General features: G+C 25.4%; 18 protein-coding genes. 9 read left to right on the top strand and 9 right to left on the bottom strand.

All coding sequences use genetic code 11. The features are described 5' to 3' along the window. Positions 1 to 3 precede the first annotated feature (3 nt). Entirely contained in the window at positions 4 to 2,280 is a 2,277-nt protein-coding gene (locus tag ACKU4C_RS04300) for a fatty acid cis/trans isomerase (protein WP_321314740.1), read from the top strand. Here ACKU4C_RS04300 and ACKU4C_RS04295 read toward each other — a convergent pair. The 3 genes from ACKU4C_RS04295 to ACKU4C_RS04285 form a co-directional block, all read right to left on the bottom strand. Further along, a complete protein-coding gene (locus ACKU4C_RS04295) occupies positions 2,235 to 2,909 on the bottom strand; it encodes a gamma-glutamyl-gamma-aminobutyrate hydrolase family protein (protein ID WP_321314738.1) in 675 nt (224 codons plus the stop codon). The two genes, ACKU4C_RS04300 and ACKU4C_RS04295, sit on opposite strands and share 46 nt — an antisense overlap. Then, positions 2,876 to 3,895: an amidoligase family protein gene (locus ACKU4C_RS04290; protein ID WP_321314737.1), complete on the bottom strand. Its 1,020-nt coding sequence runs from the start codon at positions 3,893 to 3,895 to the stop codon at positions 2,876 to 2,878. The genes ACKU4C_RS04295 and ACKU4C_RS04290 overlap by 34 nt, the downstream gene beginning before the upstream one ends. 123 nt (positions 3,896 to 4,018) lie before the next feature. Next, complete coding sequence (locus ACKU4C_RS04285) at positions 4,019 to 5,710, bottom strand: L-lactate permease (RefSeq protein WP_321314736.1); 1,692 nt, start codon at positions 5,708 to 5,710, stop codon at positions 4,019 to 4,021. 203 nt (positions 5,711 to 5,913) lie between these two features. On the opposite strand from ACKU4C_RS04285, the gene ACKU4C_RS04280 reads away from it, so the two are divergent. The 5 genes from ACKU4C_RS04280 to ACKU4C_RS04260 all read left to right on the top strand — a co-directional run bounded on the left by ACKU4C_RS04280 (position 5,914) and on the right by ACKU4C_RS04260 (position 9,322). Beyond that, a complete protein-coding gene (locus ACKU4C_RS04280; RefSeq protein ID WP_321314734.1) occupies positions 5,914 to 6,402 on the top strand; it encodes a DnaJ domain-containing protein in 489 nt (162 codons plus the stop codon). Between the two features lie 18 nt (positions 6,403 to 6,420). After that, complete coding sequence (locus ACKU4C_RS04275) at positions 6,421 to 7,332, top strand: hypothetical protein (protein ID WP_321314732.1); 912 nt, start codon at positions 6,421 to 6,423, stop codon at positions 7,330 to 7,332. A gap of 147 nt (positions 7,333 to 7,479) precedes the next feature. Further along, complete coding sequence (locus ACKU4C_RS04270) at positions 7,480 to 7,962, top strand: glutathione peroxidase (protein WP_321315917.1); 483 nt, start codon at positions 7,480 to 7,482, stop codon at positions 7,960 to 7,962. A 54-nt stretch (positions 7,963 to 8,016) separates the two neighbouring features. Next, positions 8,017 to 8,586 (top strand): nicotinamide riboside transporter PnuC, encoded by a 570-nt coding sequence (gene pnuC / locus ACKU4C_RS04265; protein WP_321314730.1) that lies wholly within the window; start codon positions 8,017 to 8,019, stop codon positions 8,584 to 8,586. Then, positions 8,567 to 9,322 (top strand): phosphotransferase, encoded by a 756-nt coding sequence (locus tag ACKU4C_RS04260; RefSeq protein WP_321314729.1) that lies wholly within the window; start codon positions 8,567 to 8,569, stop codon positions 9,320 to 9,322. Before pnuC ends, ACKU4C_RS04260 begins: the two co-directional genes overlap by 20 nt. A 1-nt stretch (position 9,323) precedes the next feature. On the opposite strand, the gene ACKU4C_RS04255 is transcribed toward ACKU4C_RS04260, so the two are convergent. Genes ACKU4C_RS04255 through ACKU4C_RS04235 form a run of 5 tightly spaced genes read right to left on the bottom strand, consistent with a single transcriptional unit; the run spans position 9,324 to position 11,432 of the window. Beyond that, complete coding sequence (locus ACKU4C_RS04255; protein ID WP_321314727.1) at positions 9,324 to 9,653, bottom strand: HD domain-containing phosphohydrolase; 330 nt, start codon at positions 9,651 to 9,653, stop codon at positions 9,324 to 9,326. A gap of 1 nt (position 9,654) precedes the next feature. Further along, on the bottom strand, positions 9,655 to 10,122 hold the full coding sequence (locus ACKU4C_RS04250) for an HD domain-containing protein (protein ID WP_321314725.1): 468 nt from the start codon (positions 10,120 to 10,122) through the stop codon (positions 9,655 to 9,657). A 14-nt stretch (positions 10,123 to 10,136) separates the two neighbouring features. Then, complete coding sequence (locus tag ACKU4C_RS04245; RefSeq protein ID WP_321314722.1) at positions 10,137 to 10,514, bottom strand: DUF1987 domain-containing protein; 378 nt, start codon at positions 10,512 to 10,514, stop codon at positions 10,137 to 10,139. Then, a complete protein-coding gene (locus ACKU4C_RS04240) occupies positions 10,515 to 11,072 on the bottom strand; it encodes a SiaB family protein kinase (RefSeq protein ID WP_321314720.1) in 558 nt (185 codons plus the stop codon). Positions 11,073 to 11,075: 3 nt separating this feature from the next. Next, positions 11,076 to 11,432, bottom strand: coding sequence for a response regulator (locus ACKU4C_RS04235; RefSeq protein ID WP_321314718.1), 357 nt, complete (start codon positions 11,430 to 11,432; stop codon positions 11,076 to 11,078). Positions 11,433 to 11,564: 132 nt separating this feature from the next. On the opposite strand from ACKU4C_RS04235, the gene ACKU4C_RS04230 reads away from it, so the two are divergent. From ACKU4C_RS04230 to ACKU4C_RS04220, 3 genes are read left to right on the top strand one after another with little or no spacing between them, the layout of a single operon-like run. After that, positions 11,565 to 12,278 carry a transporter substrate-binding domain-containing protein gene (locus ACKU4C_RS04230; protein ID WP_321314716.1) on the top strand — a complete coding sequence of 238 codons (714 nt, stop codon included), beginning with the start codon at positions 11,565 to 11,567 and terminating at the stop codon, positions 12,276 to 12,278. Beyond that, positions 12,275 to 15,439, top strand: coding sequence for a transporter substrate-binding domain-containing protein (locus tag ACKU4C_RS04225; RefSeq protein ID WP_321314714.1), 3,165 nt, complete (start codon positions 12,275 to 12,277; stop codon positions 15,437 to 15,439). The genes ACKU4C_RS04230 and ACKU4C_RS04225 overlap by 4 nt, the downstream gene beginning before the upstream one ends. After that, on the top strand, positions 15,436 to 16,380 hold the full coding sequence (locus ACKU4C_RS04220) for a HAMP domain-containing sensor histidine kinase (RefSeq protein ID WP_321314712.1): 945 nt from the start codon (positions 15,436 to 15,438) through the stop codon (positions 16,378 to 16,380). The genes ACKU4C_RS04225 and ACKU4C_RS04220 overlap by 4 nt, the downstream gene beginning before the upstream one ends. On the opposite strand, the gene ACKU4C_RS04215 is transcribed toward ACKU4C_RS04220, so the two are convergent. Next, positions 16,377 to 18,104, bottom strand: coding sequence for an ATP-binding protein (locus tag ACKU4C_RS04215; protein WP_321314711.1), 1,728 nt, complete (start codon positions 18,102 to 18,104; stop codon positions 16,377 to 16,379). The two genes, ACKU4C_RS04220 and ACKU4C_RS04215, sit on opposite strands and share 4 nt — an antisense overlap. Positions 18,105 to 18,331 lie beyond the last annotated feature (227 nt).

Raw genomic sequence — 18,331 nt, 5'->3', positions numbered from 1 at the left:
TATATGAACAAACTCCTACTTATCTTACTAATGTCAACTACTGTTTTTGCAAATGCAAATTTATCTTTTCAAAAAGATATAAAGCCTATACTTGATAAACGTTGTGTTGTATGTCACTCTTGTTATAACTCACCTTGTCAATTAAAACTTAGCTCCTTTGAAGGACTTATAAGAGGAGCCACAAAAGAAGAGATTTATGAAAATAGAATCAAACCAGCGAACCCGTCAAGACTCTTTATAGATGCTTCAAATAAAAAAGAGTGGGAAGAGTTAGGTTTTTATTCTGTTTTAAAAAACTATAAAAATACAAATATAATGAAAGAGCTCTTAGTTCAAAAACAACAAAAACCTGAAAACATAGGAAGTTATTCTCCTGAAAAAGATGATTTAACTTGTAGTAAAGATTTAAAAGAACTTGATAAATATTTGAGCGATAATCCATATCATGGTATGCCTTATGGGTTCCCAGCTCTAAATAAAAAAGAGCATGAACTTCTAATCTCTTGGCTTGAATCTGATATAAAAAATGATAAAAAAGAGGATGAAAAACTATCTAATAGTTTAGTAAGCTTTGAAAAATTTTTAAATAAAACTGATATAAAATATAAAGTTACAGCAAGATATATTTATGAACATCTATTCCTTTCTCATATCAAGTTTGACGATAGTAAACATTTTTATAAACTTATTAGAACTTATGATAAGCAAGGCAATATTCCAGTTAAGACAAGAGTTCCATATAATAACCCTAAACAAAAAATTTATTATAAATTTCAAAAAATCACTTCAACTATAGTACATAAAACACATATGGTTTATCATTTAGATGCAAATAAACTAAAAAGATACAAAGAGTTATTTATAAAACCAAGATGGAATGAATCTCCTTATTTACCTAGTTTTAATCCAAAAATTGCAGCTAATCCTTTAGAGGCTTTTAAACAGATACCTGCTGTTTCAAGATATAAGTTTATGTTAGATAATGTTCACTATTTTATAATGACATTTATTAGAGGTCCAGTATGTAAAGGACAAGTTGCACTAAATGTAATCAATGATCAATTTTGGGTAGCTTTTAAAAATCCAGAATTTGACTACACAATACAAGACAAAAAATTTTTGGAACAAAATTTTGCTAATCTTGCCTTACCAAATGAATATGGTGGAGATAGTAAAATTTCAAATATTATTGATATCTACAAATATAATGAAGATACAATTAACTACTATGAAAATAAAAACTCTTTATATAAAAGATATAACAATAATGTAAGTTTGAATTCTTTATGGAAAGGGAATAATTACGGTAAAAAAGATAATGATGCTATTTTAACTATTTACCGACATTTTGATTCAGCTTCTGTTCATAAAGGTGCTTTGGGAAATCTTCCTAGGACTATGTGGGTTATTGATTACCCTTTACTTGAAAGATTATATTATTCTTTAGTAGCAGGATTTGATGTATATGGGAATACTCAGCATAAACTATTAGTTAGAAAATATATGGATAGACTTAGAATTGAAGGTGAAAGTAATTTTTTAGAATATCTACCTAAAGATAAAAGACAAACAATATTTAATAGCTGGTATAAAGGAACTTTAACAAAATATTTAGTTACCTATACTCCCTCAAATAACAATTCAAAAATCGATTTAAACTATAAACAATTAGTAGAAAATATTTTAGACTATACTAAAACTCCAAAAGATAATATAAATTATATCCAAAATCCAAATTTAAAAAGGTCAAAAAAATATAAAACAAAAGAGGATATAGAAAATGAATTAAGAAGTATTGCTTTTAACAATAAGATGAATAAGTTTAAAGAGTTTTCTAGCAATAATTACAATCTTATTTATATGAAATTTCAACTAAATAATGAAGATTTAGTGTATACAATGGTGATAAATAGATGGCACGATAGTGTTGCATTTATGTTTAATGAAGAGGAAAGATTAGATGTCACTAAAGATAGAGTAAATTTTATTGAAGGTTTTATTGGTTCTTATCCAAACTATTTTATAGTAGTAGATCAAAAAGATATAAAGGAGTTTTTTGATTTATTAGAAAAGAACATAGATGAAAAAAGATTATCTAAATTTTTTGTTAATAGAAACAACAAAAACTTTTGGGAAGTATATGATTGGTTTCAAAATAGATTTAATGAATCAAACCCAATTGAAAGTGGTTTATTTGATTTAAATAGATATTATCAAAAAGGTTTAGAGGAGAGTCATTCTTTTGTATTTGCTACTAACATCTTAAAAAGTTTTAAATGATTTTTCATAAAAAAAAGATACTCAGGATGCCATTGTACTCCAAAGATTAGATTATCTTTAGTTTTATATGAGATAGATTGGATTATATTATCTTTATCTATTGCTTCAACTTTAAATTTTTTAGGAACAGTTTTAACAGCTTGATGATGGAGAGTATTTATTCTTATCTCTTTTTGTTTAGTTAAAAGATTTAAAAGCCTTCCTTTTTTTAAGAAAATATCTTTCCATGCAAAAGGAGTATATTTATATTTATATCCATCTTTTCTTATATCTTTATATAAATCTCCACCAAAAAAAACATTTATAAGCTGATACCCTCTACATATCCCAAACACAGGTTTGTTTTCCTCTATTGCCCTATGAAGCAAACGATACTCTAAAACATCTCTTTCGTAATTTATAATATCATCTAATTGGCAAGTTTCATTTTCAATAAATGCATTATATAAATCATCCCCACCACTTATTAACAAGGCATCCATTTGTATATCATATTCTGGGTTATTTGGAGTAACAACTTTACTTCTTGCTCCACTTAAAAAAAGTGCAAATTTTATAAAAAATCTAGATATAAAACCTTTTTTAGGTCCAGTTATTACAACAAGTGGTTTATTATACATTGATGACATTTTTCTATCCATTCATTTTTATTAAATATTGCATTATCAAGCTGTTTTAGAAAAGATTTACTCATTTGATTAAATACCTCATCATTTGATGCTAATAGTTCAACAATAACCCACAATTGAAGTTCTTGAGAGATAAACCATCTAAATTGATCTACTTTACTATTTGGTAATCTATAGTGAAATGTTGGTCTTTTATTTATTTTCTCTTTTGGTAAATATTTATTTATAATATCTTCATCCCAAAAAGCAATAATGGGTAACATATCTAAAACTCTATTTCTTGTTGGATTATAATCAATATAATCTTTTATAAATTGCTCTTTTGTTGGCCAATACTCAATATCTATAACTAATGAGATATATTCTTTTGAAAAATTATTTATAAAAGGAGAAATTTTTCTAGCAATATCAACTTCACTTTGAACTTCAATCCATTTTTGAAGAATTAAAAAAGATTTGAAAAGTCTCAATACATCATCAATATCTTGACTTGGTGGTTCAATGTTTAAATGAACACCAAAAGCATATTGAAAAGAGTATGTTGTACCTAATGCACCATTTAATCTAAGTTTTTGAACTAACTTATCAACTTTTCCAAAATCAGATATAGGAATTGGAGGCATTGCAATCTCAAAGGGAACAAAGTTTTTTGAAGTTTTATCAACAAAATTATCTAAATCATTCGAGATTTTTCCAATAATATTTCCTAGTTTTTCAAAAAGATTGTCATCTTGCATCTTTTGAAGAAGTTGTGCATCAAGTTCAAATTTAAAATCACCATAATCTGTATCTTTTAAAGATATCTCATATTTTGTTTTTTCAACAATCTCACCTTTAAAAATCTCTTGAGCTAATTGTGCACTTTTTTTCAAATCAAGATTTGAGTATTCAATTTCAACTCCAACATGACGATTTTTATTATCTTTTGTATAAAAAAGTTTTGATAAGTATTTTTCTTCAATTATATTTTTTTGTTCATAATTCATAATTAACCTTTTTTTGAAGGTAGATATAATTTAACAAATCAAATTGAAAATAAGCTTAATTATTTTTTTAAAATTATTTTATGAGTTTTTAAATTTTAAAAAAGGAGCAAGTGCTCCTTTTTTTTATCCAACTAATGGATCTGTTATTCCTAAAATATACATTCCTATAAGTCCTAAAATACCAGCTATTAAACAATAATAAAGTGTAGGTATTACTGTTCTTCTTAGTGTTTCACCCTCTTGGTCTAATAAACCAACTGTAGCACTTGCTGCAACAACATTATGAATAGCAATCATATTTCCTGCTGCCGCTCCAACTGCTTGAAGAGCAATCATTAATGCAGTCGATACAGAAAGTGCATCTGCAACGCCAAATTGAAACTGTGATAACATCATATTTGATACAGTATTACTTCCTGCAATAAATGCACCCAATGCACCAATCATCGGTGCGAATAACGGATAAATATCACCAACTGCATTTGCTACAAAATTAGCCATTGCAACTGGCATTGAATCAAAACCAGATTCATTTACACCTGAGTTAATTAACACCCTAACTAATGGAATAGTAAATACAAGAACAAAACCTGCACCTAACATAACTTTTGAAGACTCACTAAAAGCCTCTTTCATCTCTTTAAATTCCATTTTATGTAAAAAATAAGTTATTAAAACAACAAATACTAAAATACCACCTGGTAAATATAAAGGAGTAATTGAATAACCTAAACCTTCACCTAATAAATCTTTAAAAGGTATAACCCAAGCTTTTACAAATGCTTTTGCCTCATCTGAGACTCTTGTTAAAACTAGGATTAAAGCAACTAATACATAAGGAGCCCATGCTCTAGTTAAAGACATATCTGTTTTAACAGTTAAAGAATCTAATTTTACTTCTAATTTAGAAACCCAATGACCTGGCCACTCCTCTTTTGGAGCAAAATCCCAAGTATCTTTTGGAATTAAGAAACCTTTTTTTGCTGCCATTGTAACTATTGGTAAACCAATTAATGCCCCAATAAGAGATGGGAACTCTGCACCTAAGAAAACTCCTGTTAAAGCATAAGGGATTGTAAAACAAAGACCACCGAAAATTGCAAAAGGGATAATTGATAAACCTTCAGTCCAAGATTTATTTTTACCAAAAAATCTAGTCATCATAATAGTCATAAATAAAGGGATAAGTGTACCTGTAATTGCATGTACAATTGCCACTTCACTAGTAATAATTTGTAAATATGCATCCCAGTTTGAACCAACACTTTCTAAAGTTTTAGAAATACTTACTGAATCTAATCCTTTATTTACACCTATTAAAATAGGTGTACCAACTGCACCAAAAGATACTGGTGTTGATTGAATCATCATACCAACCATAACAGCAGCCATGGCAGGGAAACCAATTGCAACCATAAGTGGTGCAGCAATTGCTGCTGGTGTTCCAAATCCCGATGCACCTTCAATAAATGAACCAAATAACCATGCAATAATAATAACTTGAACTCTTCTATCTGGACTGATATTATTAAAACCTTCTCTAATAACTTTTATTGCTCCAGAATGCTTAAGTGTATTCAATAACAAAATTGCACCAAATATAATCCATAAAACAGCAACTGTTATAAGTAAACCTTGCAGTGTTGATGCTAACACTCTGTTAAATGTTACATCCCATACATAAATTGCTACAACAGTTGTAACAATATAAACAATTGGCATTGCTTTTTTAGCAGGCAATCTAAAACCTACTAGAAGTATAGCTGCTACCAAGATAGGTAATGCAGCAAAAAAAGCTTGCGTACTTAATTCCATATCGACTCCTTCATTTAATCAAAGAAAATGATAGGAGAAGAAAATGATAAAGATATGATAAAGTAGCAAGAAAGTAGCAATTATTTAAAAAAAATTAAAATTTTTAATTAAAGTAACACTTAAAAATTTGTTTTTATATGAAAGCTAATAATTAAGATAAAATACTATAATATCACTTTTAAAATATATAGGATTTTTATGTTATGGGAAGAGAATTATCGTACTTTATTTCTAGTTTAATTAAATGGGCAATATTTTTTGGAATATTATATTTAATATTCACAAACTTTGGTACATTTTTAATTATTCTTTTTGTATTGGTATCAATAGCTTATTATTTAGTTTATCAATTTAAAAAGAAACTTAGACAAAATAGTAATAGTTTTAAGTTTACTTTTAATGGGCAAGATTTTTCAAGAGCTAATACTGGTTTTAACTCAAGTGATTTTGATTTTGAACAATTTCAAGAACAATTTAGAAGAGGTAATTTTAATGCACAACCACAATTTGGTGAAGTAGAAAAAGCTAAAGAGTTTTTTGGTTTTACATCAACACCAACAAAAGAAGAGATAAAGAAAAAATATAAAGAATTAGCAAGAAAGTATCATCCTGATATAAATGATCAAGATGATACTATGATGCAACAACTGAATCATTATAAAGATGTTTTAATGAAAACATATGGAAACTAAAAAAAGGGATTATAGAAAGTGACAAAAAAAATTAAGTCTTTACTAGTATTTTTAATAATAACACAAAACCTATTGGCTAATATTCAGGCCAATCCAACTGAGATAAAAAATAAAAATGAAGAGACAATTAAAAAAGAGACTTTGCTAATAGGATATTATGGTAGACCAAATACAAAATCATTAGGAATTTTAGGTCAAAGTAATATTGATGAATTAGTAAAAAAAATGAAACAAAAAGAAAAATATTTTGAAGATGAGTTAGAAAATAAAATAGATATAAAAATGGCATTTCATATTATATATGGCTTAGCAACATCAGATCCAGGTAGAAGAGATACCTATATGTTAAGACTATCTGAAAAAAGTCTAATGCCTTATATATTAAGAGCACAAGAAGAAAATTTTGAAGTAATTATTGACTTACAAATGGGTACTAATACTCCAGTTGAAGCACTAAAACCAGTATTAAAATATCTAAAATACCCACATGTTCATTTAGCTTTAGATCCTGAATTCAAAATACCAAAACACAAAAGATATCCTCCTGGTAAATATATAGGACATATCTATGCTGAAGATTTAAATGCAGCCCAAGAGTTAATCAACAATTATATTATAGATAATAATTTAGAAAAAAAACAATTAATTGTGCATATGTTTCATAGTAGAATGTTAAGAAAAAAAGAAGAAGTTAAAAAATATGATAATGTAGATTTAATCTATAATATTGATGGACATGGAAACCCTGCAGTTAAAATAAAAATTTATAATAGTTTATATAGTAAAGAGCAAGAAAAAATTGCAGAGAGTGGATTTAAAATATTTTATCACGCAGATACAAGAATTATGACTCCAAAAGAGATATTAGGTTGGAAACCTGCAAATGGCAGACAAATACAGATACAGCCAACATATATAAACTATCAATAAAAATTAACTTCTATAAAATAACTTTAAACATATACAAACTTATCCTTTTTTATAATAAACTATAAAAAAGGATTTAAAATGACACTAAAAAAACTATTACTTACATTCTTATTTATTACTACATCAATTTTAGCAAAGGAGAGTTCGATGAATATATACGATTTTACAGTGAAAGATATTGATGGAAAAGAGATATCAATGTCAAAATACAAAGACAAAGTTTTATTAATAGTAAACGTTGCTAGTAAGTGTGGATTTACTAGTCAATATGAAGGTTTAGAAAAACTTTTTGAAAAATATAAAAATAAAGACTTTATGATTTTAGGTTTTCCTTCAAACCAATTTGCAAATCAAGAACCAGGAACAAATAAAGAGATAAAAGAGTTTTGTAGTTTGACTTTTGGGGTAAACTTTGATATGTTTGCAAAAGTTGATGTTAATGGAGATGAGGCAATACCTTTATACAAATATTTAAAAAGTAATTCCCCGGGGATATTAGGAACAGAAGCTATAAAATGGAATTTTACAAAGTTTTTAATAGATAAAAATGGTAAAATTATAGAAAGATATGGTTCAGCTACAAAACCAAAAGATATTGAAGCAAAAATTGTTGAACTTTTGGCTCAATAGAAGGATAAAAAAATAGAAAACTTTATAACTGTTCTTTTAGAGTCATTAAATCTAATGACAACTTGGGAAGCTATAGCTATGTTTTTAGCTGTAGCTTATCTACTTTTAGCGATTAAACAAAGTTTATGGTGCTGGGTAGCTGCTTTTGTTTCAACTTTGATATATTCAATTATATTTTTTGATGTTTCTTTACTTATGGATAGTGCTTTAAATGTTTATTATTTGATAATGGCTATTTATGGTTGGTATTCTTGGAAATATGGTGGAAAACTACAAGAAGTAGAACTAAAAATCTCATCATATGGCATTTCAAAAAATATAAAAATCATTATTGTGTTAGGGGTTATTTCAATATCTTTAGGTTATATTATGGATAACTATACAAGTGCAGATTTTGCATATATTGATTCTTTCACAACTGTTTATGCTATATTTTCAACTTATATGCTTGCAAAAAAGATTATCGAAAATTGGATTTATTGGATTGCAATTGATGCGGTGTCTATTTATATTTATATACAAAAAGGCTTAAATTTAACAGCAGTATTATTTTTAATCTATACAATTCTTGCTTTTGTAGCTTATAAAAACTGGAAAAAAGAATATGAATATTCAAGAGTTTAAAAATTTATCTCTTTTTAAATATGAATTATTAGAAAACCTTGAAAAGCTTCCTTATCAAGGTTACTGTAATATCAACTATCAACTCTCAAGTAACAAAAATAAATATCTTGTAAGAGTATTTAAAGATGAAAGCAGTGTAAATATAAGTAGAGATTTTGAATACTTTATTCAAAAAAAAGCATCAATGATAAATATTGCTTCAAAACCTTTATTTATGGATAAACATAGAAAATATATGATTACACAATATTTAAATGGTATACATAAAGAAAAGCTAAACAAAAGAGAATTAACAAAACTTATAGAAACTATTAAAAAACTTCATAATTTAAAAGTAAAAAACAAATCCTACAAAATAGAAAAAGATTTAAATAAATACAAGAAAACCTTACAAGATAAAGTGTCAAAAAAACTAATCATAAATACAAAAAAAGAACTATACAAAATAAAAAAATATGACAAATACTTTGTAACAACTCACCATGATTTAAATCCAAAAAATATCATATTTTATAATTCAAAAATAAAATTTATAGACTGGGAATATGCTGGAGTAAATAGTGCTTTTTTTGATTTGGCAACTATTTGTGTAGAGTTTAAAATAAAAAAAGAACAATATAGATTTATATTAAAGAAATATTTCAAGAAAGTAAAAAAAGAACATAGACTTTTATTATCAAGTTATATAAAAATCTATTCAAATATATGTGAACTTTGGTTTAAAACATTAAAATAGATTATTTTTCATATTCATCTTTTAATGTTTCTCTTATTTCTAAGAACTCATCTAAATGTTCAAAAAAGATATCTACTAGTTTTGGTTCAAAATGTTTTCCTCTTTCCTCTTTAAAAAGATTAAATATCTTTTCATCATCCCAAGCTTCTTTATAGCATCTATCACTTCCTAAAGCATCAAAAACATCAGCCATTGCTGTTATTCTTCCATATATATGAATCTCTTCACCTTTTAGTTTTCTTGGATATCCTGTGCCATCCCATTTTTCATGATGTTCATATGCTACTGTCGCTGCACATTTTAGTAAAGATCTATTTGAGTGTTTTAACATGTCATACCCTAACTGGGAATGGGTATTCATTATTTTTCTTTCCTCTTCTAAACCTACCTGGTTTATTCAAAACTGCATCAGGAATAGCAACCTTCCCTATATCATGCATGGGACTAGCTTGTTTTAACATCTCTGCTTCTTTTTCAGGTAAACCATAATATAAAGCAAAAACTTTTGAATACTCAGCTACTCTTTTTACATGATTTCCTGTTTCTTTACTTCTACTTTCCCCAATAGCACCCATAGTAAAAACAACTTCTCGTTGAGTCTCTTCAATCTCTTTACTTAAAGCTTCAACCTCTTTAAGTCTTACTTGAAGTTCATCATACTCTTTTTGCTGTCTTTTATCACTTTGAGCCATAATTTTATCATGACGATTAATATCTTTAATCAACTTATCAGTTGTTTTTTTAAAATTATTTTGTAGTTCATGTAGTTCTGAAACTAGTTTATTTTCATTTCCAAGCATATTATTTCCAATAATTATTTTTCTATTAAATTAAAATTTAAATCTTCAAAATCCTCTTTAAAATCTTCTCCCGCTTCTAATGCACTTTCATTTTCTTCATCATAAATCCAATTTATCTCAATAGATTTACCATTATTATGTGCTTCTTCTAAAAGGTCAAAAAAATCAAAAAATAGTTTTGAACTACTAGAATTAAAATAAATAATTTCCATATTCACTATAGTTTTTTTATCATTTTTTTCAAAATACTCTTCAACCCAATCTAACATTGGTTTATAAAACTCGAATGTATTTTCAGGATAGGATTTTCCAACTAATTCCATTAATCCTTTTTCATTATCAAGTTTTATAAAAGGAGTATATTTTGTTTCCTTAATTATTAACTTTTCCATTTATTTCTTCTCCTTTTTTGTAACAATTTTTGCAATAAAATGAAAATAAAATTTATCTTTGTTTATTTCCCTAAAACTAAACTTTATTTCATCACTTCTTTTTGCAATTTCATAAAAGCCAATTCCCCCACCTTTACCATGCTTATCTTTTCCACTTCTTCTTAATTCTCTATATCTTTTTTTTACTTCTTCTCTATTTAAATCAATTAGCTCCTCTAATTTTGGTTGAATTTTATCTTTGTCTTTTTGCGTAATTATATTTTGACTATGAATAAAATAGTTTTCTTCTAAATCTTTTGTAACAATAATTAAACCTTGTGGATTTAACTCATTACAATCAATATTTTTTGTTTTTGAATAATTCATCATATTTTGTGTTAATTCAATAAAAATAGTAAAAATATTACTTGCAACACCTAAATTTAAATCTCTTTCTTTTGCTTCTTTTTCCAAAGCTTCCATCATAGATGAAATTAATGATTGAGAAAGAAAACCTCCATACGTTAAAAATATAATGCCATCTTCTTCTACTATATCTTGAATCATTTTTATATTCATATTTTAACCTTTTATCTCTTCAATAGATTCTTTTAATTTTTCTATTGAAAAGGGTTTTGTAATAACTTTTTTAATTCCTATTCTATACGCATTAATTATCTCTTTTTTATCTAAAATAGATGTGATTAATATGATTTTTACATTTGGATCTATTTCAAATAATTTTTTTGCAGTATCTATTCCATTTAATTTAGGCATCTCTAAATCTAGTGTAATATAAGAAGGTTTTAGTGATTTAAACTTATCTATTGCATCTAATCCATCAATTGCTTCACCTAAAACTACATAATTTAATTCATTTAAATATGAATTTAATCTTTTTCTAGCAATTTTTGAATCATCTACAATTAAAAATTTCACAATTTACCTTAATTTTATGATTAAATAATAATTACAAAAATATACTTTAATACAACTTTTGTATAATAAATAATATCACTTTATAATTACTTTTTATATACATTATAATATAATTTTCAATAAAGGATAAAAATGTTTAAAATATTTTTCTTTTTGACAACACTTTTTACAATATTACTCAAAGCAGATAACCCTTTATTTATAGTGTATGAAGAGAGAATACCTTATGTAGAAAAATATTCAAATTCAATAAAAGGATTAGTTGCTACTCCTGTATTAAAAGCATTACAATATTCTGGTGTAAAATATAAATTGAAAGAGAAACCATCAAAAAGACATTTATATGAAATTAAAGCTAATATAAATAAAATGTGTGCAATTGGATGGTTTAAAAATATACAAAGAGAAGAGTTTGCAAAATTTACTCATCCTTTATATCAAGACAAACCCTTAGGAATAATCTCTAGAAAAGAGAATGAGAATATATTAAAAAATATCTCCGTCGATAATTTATTAAAAAATAGAAACTTAAGCTTACTTTCTAAAGCTTCTTACTCATATGGTTCTTTTTTAGATGAAAAAATAAAAAACTTTAAAACAATAAAAAAAGAAGTTTATACTAATAACAAAAAAATGCTTTCAATGATTGTTGCAAAAAGGGCTGATTATTTATTTATTTCAGAAGAAGAAGCAAAAATTTTATTAAATGATAAAGCAATGAATAATCTTAAATTTTTTAGTGTAAAAAATATACCAAAAGGAAATAAACGATATCTAATTTGTTCAAAAAATGTTTCAAATGAAACTATAAAACTTATTAACAAATATATAAAGCCTCTTAAATGATACTTAAAATTTTTTTAACAATTATTCTTATATTTTCTAGCTCATTTGCCATAAGTACAAACAAAGATATAGCTAATCAAATTGCTAATCCATTTTATGTATTAGATGAAAATGAAGTGATTAATATTTTGAAAAATCATATGGACAAAAATGATCAAATCAAATATATTACTCTATATGATTCTTTGACAAGCAAAAGATTTTTGTTTTTATATAAAAATAGAGAACATGAGATTGCACAAGAAAATTTTGATGAAGAACATCTACAAATAGAATGTAAAAAAGAAACATATGAAATCACCTATAAGGATGAATTAATAGGTAGAATGGATGTTTGTTCAAAAAAACAAAACATTAGAATAGAATTAACAAAAGAGGAAAAAAAGTGGCTTACTGAACACCCTATAATAAAAGTTCATAATGAATACGATTGGGCTCCTTTTAACTTCAATAAAAATGGTTTACCACTTGGTTACTCAATAGACTATATTAATTTATTATCAAAAATTGCTGGTTTTGAAATAAAATTTGTTACTGGAACTTGGAATGAATCTTTAAATAGAGCATATAACAAAGAGATTGATGTTATGATGAATATTGCAAAAACTAAAGACAGAGAAGAAAAACTCTCTTATGTAGGTGTTTATGCAAGAAATGTAACTTCAATATTAACAAAAGATGATAGAAGTGATATAGCAGATATCGAATCACTTTTTGGCAAAAAAGTATCTGTTATAAAAGGTTTTATATATGAAAAATATTTAAAAAACAAATACCCTAAAATTGAAATTGTTATATATAATGACACTTTGGAAAGTATAAAAGCAGTAGTATATGGAGAAGTCGATGCGACTTTAGGTAAAACAGCTATATTAAACAATATTATGCAAGAAAATGTGATTAAGGGATTAAAATATACTGCTGATGTAAAAGCTGATGACCCTGAAATGGAAAACTTGTATATTGCAGTAAGAAATGATGCACCTGAATTACACTCCATACTAAAAAAAGCAATGAAAAAAGTATCTATTCAAGATATTGATAAACTCAAACTAAAATGGTTTGATAAAAAAAGACAAATTAATTTTAGTAAAAAAGAGTATCAATGGTTAGATAAAAAAACAGTTGTTAAATATAGTGAAATAAATTGGAAACCTTTATCAATTATTGAAAATGGTTCAATGTCAGGTATTATGGGAGATTATTTAAATTTTGTATCAGAAACTACAGGTATTGAGTTTAAATTCGTACCTTCAAACTCTTGGTCTGATGTACTTAAAAAGTTTAAAAATGGTGAAATTGATTTGGTCCCAGGAATTGGTGATTCAAAAGAAGAGATACTTTTAGGATTAATTTCAAATAGATATGCCTCTTATCCAATGGTTATAGTTACAAATGACAATATTGATTATGTTGAATCTTTAGATAAAATTAAAAATAAAGTATTTGCAATACCAAAACATTATACAAGCTACAATTATATAAAAGGTTTATATCCTGATATTAAAATAATAGAAACCAGAAGTATTTTTGAAGCTTTATTAAAAGTATCTAACCATGAAGCAGATGTATTTATAGGTCATATTGCTCCTGCACTTTATAATATTTCAAAAATAGGAAAAGACAATCTTAAACTTGCTGGGCAAACAGGAAAAGACTTTAACCACCACTACCTAATAAATCCTAAAATGCCTGAGTTACTTTCAATAGTAAACAAAGTTTTTAGAACAATATCAGAAATAGATAGAGAAAGAATTTATAATGGTTGGATCAAAGTAAAAGTTGAAGAAAACAAAGGTTTCTCACTTAAAAAAGTTTTATCATATATATTCCCAGTAATTATTATTATTCTAATTGTTATATCAATAATTGTATATTGGAATAAAAAATTAAGGCAACTTGTTGATAGAAAAACAGCAGATATAAAAAACCAAAAAGAACAACTTGAAAATACTTTAATATCTTTAGATAAAAATGTAATCTTCTCAAATACAGACAAAAAAGGAAATATTAAAAAAGTAAGTACAGCATTTTGTAATATTTCTGGTTATTCTAATAAAGAATTAATAGGTCAACCCCATAGTATTGTTAGACATCCTGATATGCCACAAAAACTATTCAAACAACTTTGGAAGAGTTTAAAGAAAGGTAAAACATGGGAAGGTGAAATAAAAAATAGAAAAAAAGATGGTACTGCATATTGGCTTTATTCAAAAATAGAATTAGATTATGATAAATACTCAAATCACATAGGATATAAAGCAATAAGTCAAGATATTTCAGATAAAAAAATTGTTGAAGATTTAAGTAAAAACCTTGAAATTAAAGTTAAAGAAAGAACTATAGATTTAGAAAAAGCAAAAAAAGAGATTGAACTTATACATCAACAAACTAAAGATAGTATTGAATACGCTTCTTTAATACAACATGCCTTAATTCCTGAAAATTCATCTTTTAAAAAATATTTTAGTGACTATTTTGCAATCTGGCATCCAAAAGATATTGTAGGAGGAGATATATATTTATTTGAAGGATTAAGAGATGAAAATGAATGTATTCTAATGCTTATCGATTGTACAGGACATGGAGTACCAGGTGCTTTTGTAACAATGTTAGTAAAAGCAATAGAAAGACAGATAGTATCAAATCTAAAAAACAAAGATGAGATTGTAAGTCCTGCAAAAATATTATCGATTTTTAACAAAAGCATGAAACATCTATTAAAACAAGAAGATGAAACATCTATTTCTAATGCCGGCTTTGATGGAGGAATTCTATATTATAATAAAAAAAATAATATAATCAAATATGCAGGTGCAGAAATACCTCTTTTTTATGAAGAAAATGGAGTGTTTACTGTTTTAAAAGGTGATAGACAATCTATTGGATATAAAAAATCTGATAAAAATTATGAGTTTACAGAACACACTATAGAATTAACTAAAGGGATGCAATTTTATATCTCAACAGATGGTTATTTAGACCAAAATGGAGGACAAAAAGGATTTCCTTTTGGTAAAAGAAGATTTAAAAAACTTCTTGAAGATAATTATGATTTACCATTTTCTGATCAACAAGAGATTCTTCTTTATGAAATAATGGAGTATCAAGGTAACTTTGAAAGAAATGATGATATGGCTCTAATAGGATTTAAAATATGAGAAAAGACAATCTAAATAAACAATATGTAGGAAAATTTCTAAAAAAAGATTATGACCATTTTAAAGATGGTTTACTTGAATTATTAGAGGATTATAAAAGAAAGAGCGAAAGACTTGACAAAATCATCAAACAAAGTGACAAAATGCAACTAAGATTGTTAGAAGCAAATGAAGAATTAGATGAATATAAAAACAATCTTGAAAAAAAAGTTGAGGAAGAGATTGAAAAAAGAGAAAAAAATGAAAAAATCCTATTAGAACAATCAAAATTTGCTGCCATGGGTGAGATGATTGATGCAATAGCACACCAATGGGCTCAACCACTAGGAATATTAAATCTTAAATTAAGTATGTTAGATTTAGACTTCCAATCTGGGCAAATAGATGAAAAATACATTAATGATTTTCAGGGAAAGATGACTGATGTTATAGAACATATGAATACAACATTAAATGAATTTAGAACATTTTTCAGACCAAATAAAGAACAATCATATTTTAGTGCAAAACAGATGATTGATAAAGTTTTAATGTTTATAAAAGATGAATATATCAAATATAAAATAGATATTAAGATTGAAAAGATAAATGATTTTAAAATTAAAGGTATTGAAAATGAATTTAAACATATTTTATTAAATATATTAAACAATTCTAAAGATGCTTTTATTTTTAAAGATAGAAAAGATAGAAAAATTCTTATAAAAATATATCAAAAAGACAATTTTAATATTTTAGAAATAAGCGATAATGCCGGTGGAATAAAAGAAGATATTATTGATGAAATATTCAAATCTAATTTCACTACAAAAAAAGAAAACGGTACAGGAATTGGACTTTATATGAGCTGTCAAATTGCTAGGAAAAATAATACTCTTCTTAGTGCTGCAAATATAGAAAATGGAGCAAAATTTACCCTTAAACAAGCTTTATCAAATTAGTTTTGACAACTAAAAGGTAAAGATATAGTAAACATTGCTCCTATATATGTTTTTTCATTAAAATTATATTCTACATTTTCAACTTTTATATTACCTTTCATACTTTCAGTAATAATTCTATATGACATATATAAACCTAATCCCGTCCCATTTGACTCATTTTTAGTAGTAAAATAAGGATCAAAAACTTTATTTATGATATGATTAGGAATTCCATTAGCATTATCTTTAATAATAATTTCTACATCTTTATCTGTTTTATTTGTTTCAATAAATATATATTTTTCTTTTACATTTTGTTCTTTTAATGCATCTTTTGCATTATGAACAATATTTATAAATACTTGAGTTAATTCATTAGGAAAACCTTTTATATACTCTTTATGACAATTTAATACTAAATTTATTTGATGAATTTTTAAACTGCCTTTTAATATCTCAATATTTTTTTCAATATTTTCTTTTATATCAAACTCTACTGCACTTTTATCATTTTTTACAAAATCCATAAAATCATCAATTGTTTGAGAAAGATATTTAGTACTATTTACAATTCCATTTACTGAATTATGTAAAGTTTCATCATTGAGTACACCCAATTCATTTTGAACTCTAATTCCACTTGCACTTGTTGAAATTACACTTAAAGGTTGTCTCCATTGGTGGGCAATATTACCTATCATTTCACCCATTGAGGCAAGTTTAGATTGATGTAACATCATTTTATCTTTTTTTAGAATATTCAAATATAAACTATCTATCTTTTTTAAAAAGTAATTTAAGCCCATATTTAAAACTACAAAAAGTATTATGATTACTAAAAAAGTTATCATAAGATTCTTTTCAAGCATTTCATCAAACTCTTTTTTGAAAGCAGTTAAATCGTAAGAAATAAGCATTTTTGCAGCAGTTTTACCTTTGTGATCAAAAAGTTTTATAGTATCAATATAGTAATTTTTTCCTTTATATTCTATTTTTGATATTTTTTTATCAAAATCAATTTTTTGTAAATTGTCTTTTATAAGTTTACTTCCCCTTACAAAAATAAAATCATTAACTTTATACTTATAATTATCCTCTATTTTGTGTAAAGTAAATTCCAATTGTTCATTTTTTACAAAGAGTGAAGACTCTATATTAAAAATATTATTAATCTTTTCAATTATATATTCAGGTTCAACGCCAATCTCTACAACACCTATCAACTTATTATCATAAAATATAGGAGTTACAATTCTATGGGTCATTTTTAACTTTCCAACTTCAAAACCAAATTGTCTTTTTTGACTTAATATAGTGTCAAGTATAATTTTTCTTTTTTTATCTAGACTATCTCCAAACATCTTTGGCTTATGTACTCTTAAAAAAGCACTTCCATCAGGAAGTCTAAAAGTCATTATTTTTAAATACTTATTATTATTACGCATTCTTTTAAAATGTTCTTTTGCATTTTTATATAATGCTTTTCTATCCCTATTTTTTAATGCTAATCTAGTATTATAACTAAGCATAAAATTTGTTCTTTCTGCAATATCTTTATCTAATTCATCAATAAAAAGATTAAAAGTTTTATTTATATTTTTATTTTTAGTACTAATATCATGTTCAATATGATTTTTAATTAGATAATTTTCATATGAAATAATTACAATTCCAGTAGTTAATAAAATCATCAAAATTAAAATTAGTATTCTATTTTTTATCTTTTTTTCAATAGCAATCATACTTAACATTTCCTTTAAAAAATTTATTATATATAAAATTTACTTTTATTATCTTTTAAAACTTAAAAAAGATAAAAAAATAACTTATTTTAATTAATATTTAGAATAAATAGTTAATTAAATATAAGTCTACAAAATCCATAAAATGATTATATTTTAATACTTTTAAGAAAAAATATGATTATAAAATAAGAATATTCTTAATTATTTTTTATAATTTATAATTT

Origin of the sequence: Halarcobacter sp. (assembly GCF_963676935.1) — a bacterium.
Classification (GTDB): domain Bacteria; phylum Campylobacterota; class Campylobacteria; order Campylobacterales; family Arcobacteraceae; genus Halarcobacter.
Note: the sequence above shows the minus strand (reverse complement) of the source record. Positions and strands in the feature narration are given on the sequence as shown.